The sequence below is a fragment of the uncultured Campylobacter sp. genome, from assembly GCF_938031315.1.
Taxonomy (GTDB): Bacteria; Campylobacterota; Campylobacteria; order Campylobacterales; family Campylobacteraceae; genus Campylobacter_B.
In genome coordinates this window covers 1-6,954 of sequence record NZ_CALHHT010000347.1, presented here as the reverse complement: position 1 = coordinate 6,954, position 6,954 = coordinate 1, and the positions used below count along the sequence as shown (strand labels likewise).

Genomic DNA, 6,954 nt, shown 5'->3' with positions numbered 1-6,954 from the left:
TTGCCTCTCCTCGGTCATACACCACCAGATATAAATATAATAGCAATAAGAAAAATCCACCTAATAAAAATATCATTTGTAGTTTCAAAGCATCTATTAAAAAACTATAAGAACCAAAAGCATTATTAATAGTGTTGAACCCATATATATTTTCATCATTAGGCAAAATAAAGGATCACGGGACTCATGGGCAAGGTAAGAAAAAACTATCTCCAAAAAGAGCGTATATACATAAAGGCAAAAACGAATAAACCGAGTATTATCGACAATGTGCTTAGATAAAATAATAATATGATTTTTGTATAAGCAAGATGTGCCGGAGCTTTTAATATTTTTCTTTTGAGCATTACTGATACCGGATAGTTTATCAAAGCCAAAATATATACGCTATCAAACAACCGTAGAATGCAAAAATAATTATAAACAAATACAAGAATGCCATAAAAAACATCCACATACTATTTAAACTAAAGATTTCGTAGCTAAAAAAGCCGTTAATTCTCATATAAGTAACTGCAAAGGTAAAACCCATAATAATAGAAAACACAAGTGATATCGAAAAGATTAATTTTAAAATGACTGAAATTTTCTCAGAAATTTCTTTTAGCCAATCAAAAATACTTTTTAAATTTTCAGACATTCACTTCTTCCATACAATACAAATTAATCAAGAATTTTACTCATTCGCCAAACACTTATAAAATTTCAAATTTTATCTTACTTAAAAACATCATCCATCGGCGTGCTTTCGCATTTCTTGCGGTCCGCTTCTACCGAGAGTAGGCGAGCTTTGCTTTCGTCTAGAATTTTTGGTGTAATAACAAGCCCCGGCAGATCTAAGGAATTTACGGCGTGCTTGCCGGCAAACGCCCCTAGGCCTCTGCCAAATATCCCGTTTACGCGCCCGTTCATATCATAAATCTCGCTGCCGTCGCAGTGAAAGACATTGCCCGAGATACACTCGCATTTAAGCCCATCTGCAGCCTCCGTGTATCTGTAATCCTCGACGTAAAACGCACCGCTTACGCCACGGACGCTACTAATGGGATTGTAAATTAACACGGCTAGAATTTCATTCTTTTGCGGATTTGAGATCTCCCACTCCACGGCGCGATATGAGCTAAGCAGTAGCACAATGGGCTTGGCGGATTTGGCTAAATTTAGCTTGACGCGATTATTCATCTGCGCACTTTCGTAGATCGCGCCCAGCCACAGATCGTAGTCCTTATCCGCAGGGATCTTGGCTACGGCGTCTTTTTGACGATAAAAGGGCTCTACGTCTTTAAAATCCACGAAAAGCTCGCTGGAATGCGCGTCATTTAAAAACCACGCTTCGATCTTGTGCTTGCCCTTGCTAAATTTATACGTAAGCGGGCGCTTTTGATTGCTAGATGTCCCGCCTAGCACGTCCGTGCCATCTACGGCGATTACCAGCGTAGACCAGCCGTAATCTCCTAGCACCATCTTTTCGATATCGGCGTCAAAATTAAACTCGCCGACCCAATACGCCATAAGATTTGGAGACGGGATTTCATGAAAGGAATTTCCTTCATAATTGACGCTGATGCGATCGACGTTTTCAGAGAAAACCACCTTCTTAGGCTCATCTTTATTCAGATAAAACGCCAAAAACTTATCCTGCGGGATCTGCGCATCCGCAGTAATCTCTCTCGCCCATTTTTGCATATTGCTCTCTTGCGCGAACGCCGCAAATGCAAGCACCAAAATAATCAAAAACCTCATTACCGACCTTTCTTATTTCGTATAAAAGTAAAATCCCTAAACCTAAAAGCCCTAGGCTTAGGGATTTTGCCGCCTTGGCTCCCTGCCTATACGAATAAAATTCCAACTGCTTAAATGTCAGCTGCGCGAGAAATTTCCTTGCCGCGACCGCTACGGATAAAATTCCATCCTAAATAAGCTTTACAGAGGCTTTCGCAGATAAGCTCCACTGCCATGAAACCCAGCAAAATAAAAATTTTAAACTAGCGCAATGCTGTGGCTACCGCTAAAAAGCTAGACGCGATAAATTTCAAGCCTAAAATTCATATTTTAAAGCCCCATCTTAAAATTTTAAAACAAAGCTTTAGCGATAAAATTTCACATTTTAAAATTCTGCGGCAAAGCTTTATGCTTAAAATTTTACATTTAAAACTCCAAGGCGGAATTCTACGGCAAATTTTACCTCGCTGAATTGTGCGTTTAGAATTTAATTTTCGCCGTAAAATTCTGCGCTTAGAATTTTATCTGAACCCTCACGCAACGAAGCTTGGATAAAATTCTAGCTCGAAATTTCAAGCTTTAAAATTTAATGCTACAACCTCTGCACGAAATTCTATACACAAAAATTTTACTGGCGCCATAAAATTTCGCGCAAAATCGCAGCGAAATTTTAACGCAGAATTTCGAGCTACAAAATTCCACGCGAAATTTGACGCCGCGCCCGCCAAAGCCCTAATTCGAGCAGGCGCTCTTGCCGTCCATCACCGGCTGGATCGCGGAGTTATCCGCCAGCTCCTCGCGGTCGATCTTCTCGATCTTTTCCCACAGCTTGCGCGCGGCCTGCTCGTAGCGCTTCGCACTCAAAGAATCGGGCGCATAGAAGCTCACCGGCTTGCCGCTGTCGCCGCCCTCGCGGATAGCGATCTCGATCGGGATCTCGCCGATTACTTCGGTGTTGTATCGCTGCGCTAGCTTTTGCGCGCCGCCGCGACCGAAGATATCATACTCCTTGCCGTTATCGGGGCAGATGAAGCCGCTCATATTCTCGATAAGGCCTGCGATCGGGATGTGGAGCTTTTCAAACATATCAAGCCCGCGCGCGCTGTCGTCCAGCGCGACCGTCTGCGGCGTCGTAACGCACACGCCCGCCGTCACTGGCACGCTCTGAGCGAGTGTAAGCTGCGCGTCGCCCGTACCAGGAGGCATATCCAAAAACAGCACGTCCAGATCGCTCCACGCCACGTCTTTTAGCAGCTGCTCAATCGCTTTCATTATCATAGAGCCGCGCCAGATGAGGCTCGCGCCCTCCTCCATCAGCACGCCCATGCTCATCATCTCCACGCCGTGGCTTAAGATCGGCTTTAGCTTCTGCCCAACGACGCTTGCTTGCGTTTTATCTTCGCCCATCATTCGCGGCAAATTCGGCCCGTAAATATCGGCATCCAAAATCCCCACCCTCTTGCCGAGCTTTGCCGTGCTGATGGCTAAATTTAGCGTCGTCGTACTCTTGCCTACGCCGCCCTTGCCGCTGCTGATCATCACGAAATGCTTGATCTGCGGCGCGATATTTTTGCCGCTGCGAGAGTTGCTCTTTTCCTCGGCGATCTTGGGCTGTTTGATTAAAATTTCGGCGTCCGCCCCTAGCGCCTTTTGCACCGACGATCTGAGCTCTGCTGCAATCTCAGGCTTGGCACTCGGAATTTCGATCCCTACGAAAATTCTATCGCCGATCTCGACCTCTTTTACAAATCCAAAATCCACGATACTTTTAGAAAAGCCCGGATAGATCACGCTTTTAAGCAAATTTAAGACTTCGTCTTTACTCATTCCTTCTCCTTATTTTCGGTTAAATTTCTACTGATTTTATATGCGCAAAATTTCGGCCCGCACATCGAGCAAAACTCCGCGCCCTTGTAAATTTCATCGCCCAGGCTCTCGTCGTGCAGCTCGCGCGCATGATCTGGATCGAAGCTAAGCTCAAACTGCCTGTTCCAATCAAAACTATACCTCGCATCGCTCATCGCGTGATCGCGTTCTATCGCGCCCGCTTTGCCTAGCGCGACGTCTGCGGCATGAGCGGCGATTTTGTGCGCGATGATGCCCTCTCTGACATCGCTTGCATTGGGAAGGCCTAGATGCTCCTTCGGCGTTACGTAACAGAGCATGCTTGCGCCGCAATACGCAGCCATCGTCCCGCCGATAGCCGAGCTGATATGATCGTAGCCCGCGCCGATGTCGGTCGGAAGCGGCCCCAGCACGTAAAACGGCGCGTCGCGGCAGATCTTGCGCTCTAGCTGCATATTTAGCTCGATCTCGTTAAACGGAATGTGCCCCGGCCCCTCAATCATCACCTGCACGTTCTTTTCATTCGCGCGCAGGGCCAGCTCGCCTAAAATTTCAAGCTCGCTAAGCTGCGCTTTGTCGGTCGCGTCGTATAAGCAGCCGGGGCGCAAGCCGTCGCCCAGCGAGAGCGATACGTCGTAAGCGGCGCAGATATCGCAAATTTCATCAAACGCTTCATAGAAGGGGTTTTGCTTGTGAAATTTCATCATCCACGACGCTATCAGCGAGCCGCCTCTGCTTACGATACCCATCTTGCGACGGGACAGCAGCGGCATAAACTCGAGCTTAAAGCCCGCATGTATCGTGAAATAATCCACTCCCTGCCGCGCCTGCTTCTCGATCGTGCTAAGAATAGCGCTCGTTTTTAAATTTTTAATATCGCCCAGCTCATGGATCATCTGATAGATCGGCACCGTGCCTATGGGTACGGGCGAGCGCTCGATTATCGCGGCGCGGATCTCGTCCAAATCGCCGCCCGTGCTTAGATCCATCACCGTATCGGCGCCGTACTTTAAGCAGGCTTCGAGCTTTTCCAGCTCGCCATCAATATCGCTCGTCGTGCCGGAAGAGCCGATGTTTGCGTTGATCTTGCACCGCAGCGCGCGCCCGATGCCGATCGGCTTTAAGCTTTTGTGATTAACGTTTGCGGGGATGATCGCTCTTCCTTGCGCGATAAGATCGCGCAAGGCCCGCACGTCCATGCGCTCGCTTTGCGCGACCTCTCTCATCTGCGGCGTCACTTCGCCCTTTTTTGCAAAATAGATCTGCGTTACGCAGCTTTCGGTCATTTTCGCCTCGCTTCTTAAAAATGCGCGTATAATATAACAAATTTCATTAATCCTTACTTTTCTTTTACCGTTTATTTTCGTAACGTAAGCTGAAATTTCGCCGCCGTGCCGCGTAAATTTACGCCTAAACTCAAGATATTTTAGCTCGCAAGCCGCGATTAATTTTGCTTTCATTTTTAATACGTATAATTTCGTAACAAAATTTCAAGGATAAAATTTGAAAGATATATCGCTGATTTTGCTCGCCGCGGGCGATTCGAGCAGGTTTGAGCTGAGCGTCAAAAAGCAGTGGTTGCGCGTGGGCGAGCTGCCGCTTTGGCAATACGTCGCGCAAAATATCGCGCGGGCGCACCCATTTAAAAAGATCATAATCACCGTAAACGAGGAGGACGTGAGCTATTGCGAGCGCCTCTATGCGTGCAGCTTGGCCTCGGCGCGCGGCAAAAGCGCGGAGTGCGGCACGATCGAGTATAAATTTCAAAGCAAGCAGGACGGGATCGAATGCGGCGCGGACGATCTAAACGACGCAAGCAAGCCGCGGGGCGCGGAAAATTTTAAAGCTCAAGTCGAATGCGGCGCGTATGAATGCAGCTCTGCAAATTTAAAATTTCACTTCGCCCCAGGCGGCGCAAACCGCCAAAGCTCGCTAAAAAACGCGCTGCAGCTCGTAGATAGCGAACTCGTGCTCGTAAGCGACGTGGCGCGCGCGCAAATTTCGCCAGGGCTGATCTCCTCGCTGATACGAAATTTAGGCGGCGCGGACTGTATCAGCCCATATCTTGGCGTAAACGACACGACCTATCTCGGCGAGCGCATTGTGGAGCGAGAGGAGCTACGCCTCATCCAAACGCCGCAGCTTTCGCGCACGGCGCTACTTAAAAAGGCGCTTGAGGGAAGCGAAATTTTTACCGACGACAGCGCGGCGGTCGGCAGCGCGGGCGGTCGGTTGGAGTTTATAAAAGGCGAAGTGGGCGCGCTTAAGATCACGCGCGCAAGCGATCTGGCGGCGCTAAATTTAAAACCATGCTCGCGCGATATTTTTTGCGGTACGGGTTATGACGTACACGCGCTTGAAAAAGGCGCGGGCATCGTGCTCGGCGGCGTGCAAATTCCGTGCGAGTTCGCGCTGATCGCGCACAGCGACGGCGACGTAGCGATCCACGCCCTAATCGACGCTATTTGCGGCGCAGCGATGCTGGGAGACATCGGCGAGCTTTTCCCCGACAGCGACGCCAAATTTAAAGGCGCGGATAGCAAGGAGCTGTTACGAAAGGTAATGCGGCGCGTCAGAGGCTACGGCTACGAGCTCGTAAACGCCGATATTACGATAATCGCGCAACGCCCGAAGATCGGAGCCTACAAAGCGCAGATGCAAGAGGTTTTAAGCGAAATTTTAAACTGCGCGCGCGTCAATGTCAAAGCGACCACGACCGAAGGGCTGGGATTTACGGGCAGAAGCGAGGGCATCGCCGCGCAGGCTGCGGTAAGCTTGAAATTTTACGACTGGCAAAAGCACGCAGCAAAGGCGCAGGACGCATGAAAATTTTAATAATCGAGAGCGAAAGCTATCTTGCTCAAAGTATCGCAAACAAGCTGGGTGCGCTTGGGCATGAATGTACTAACGCGGCGAGTTTGGCGACCGCGGCTAGCCTTGCGGAGGAGTTTGAGGCGGTGCTACTCTCTACGAGCTGGAGCGGCGCGAGCTTTTATCCGCTGATCGAGAAATTTAGGCGCTCGATCATAATTTTGATGGTCGCCTACGTCGATAGCGAAACGGTGCTAAACCCCGTAAAAGCGGGCGCAACGGATTATATCCAAAAGCCATTTATGATAGAGGAGCTCATCAAAAAGATCGAGCACTACGCGCAGTTTCGCTCGCTAAAATCACAAAACGAAGCCTACGAAGTGTTGCTTAAAGAGATCTCTCTTTCGTGCGAAATACCGCCCGCGCGTTTAGCGCAGATAAAATTTCCGCTTCTTTTGCGCGGCGATGCGGCAGCGCGGGCTGCGGCGGTATTTAAGATCGCGCTTGCGCTAAAATCGTGCCTTAAAATTCTATCCGCGCAAAGCTCTGCGCCGCGTTCTAGCAGTTCAGAGCTTT

At 48.8% G+C, this 6,954-nt stretch carries 5 protein-coding genes and 1 pseudogene; 3 read left to right on the top strand and 3 right to left on the bottom strand.

Annotated features, from left to right (window positions below; genetic code table 11):
- Nucleotides 1-717 precede the first annotated feature (717 nt).
- The gene (locus Q0236_RS08350; protein WP_297916834.1) at nt 718-1,743 is read right to left on the bottom strand and encodes a hypothetical protein; all 1,026 of its coding nucleotides are present in this window, start codon (nt 1,741-1,743) and stop codon (nt 718-720) included.
- Nucleotides 1,744-1,998: 255 nt separating this feature from the next.
- On the opposite strand from Q0236_RS08350, the gene Q0236_RS08345 reads away from it, so the two are divergent.
- Nucleotides 1,999-2,193, top strand: a complete 195-nt coding sequence (locus tag Q0236_RS08345) for a hypothetical protein (protein ID WP_297916832.1) — start codon at nt 1,999-2,001, stop codon at nt 2,191-2,193.
- Nucleotides 2,194-2,454: 261 nt separating this feature from the next.
- Here Q0236_RS08345 and Q0236_RS08340 read toward each other — a convergent pair whose 3' ends face one another.
- Both Q0236_RS08340 and thiC read right to left on the bottom strand, forming a co-directional pair.
- A complete protein-coding gene (locus tag Q0236_RS08340; RefSeq protein WP_297916829.1) occupies nt 2,455-3,549 on the bottom strand; it encodes an Mrp/NBP35 family ATP-binding protein in 1,095 nt (364 codons plus the stop codon).
- A complete protein-coding gene (gene thiC, locus Q0236_RS08335; RefSeq protein WP_297916835.1) occupies nt 3,546-4,853 on the bottom strand; it encodes a phosphomethylpyrimidine synthase ThiC in 1,308 nt (435 codons plus the stop codon). The genes Q0236_RS08340 and thiC overlap by 4 nt, the downstream gene beginning before the upstream one ends.
- Before the next feature lie 217 nt (nt 4,854-5,070).
- On the opposite strand from thiC, the gene ispF reads away from it, so the two are divergent.
- Nucleotides 5,071-6,393: a 2-C-methyl-D-erythritol 2,4-cyclodiphosphate synthase gene (gene ispF, locus Q0236_RS08330; RefSeq protein ID WP_297916827.1), complete on the top strand. Its 1,323-nt coding sequence runs from the start codon at nt 5,071-5,073 to the stop codon at nt 6,391-6,393.
- Nucleotides 6,390-6,954, top strand: a pseudogene (locus Q0236_RS08325) (hypothetical protein); the annotation flags it as partial. The gene ispF and the pseudogene Q0236_RS08325, both read left to right, overlap by 4 nt.

Coding starts and splice junctions, on each gene's coding strand:
- Q0236_RS08350 (WP_297916834.1), bottom strand. CDS start 1,743: ATGAGGTTTTTGATTATTTTGGTGCTTGCATTTGCGGCGTTCGCGCAA.
- thiC (WP_297916835.1), bottom strand. CDS start 4,853: ATGACCGAAAGCTGCGTAACGCAGATCTATTTTGCAAAAAAGGGCGAA.
- Q0236_RS08340 (WP_297916829.1), bottom strand. CDS start 3,549: ATGAGTAAAGACGAAGTCTTAAATTTGCTTAAAAGCGTGATCTATCCG.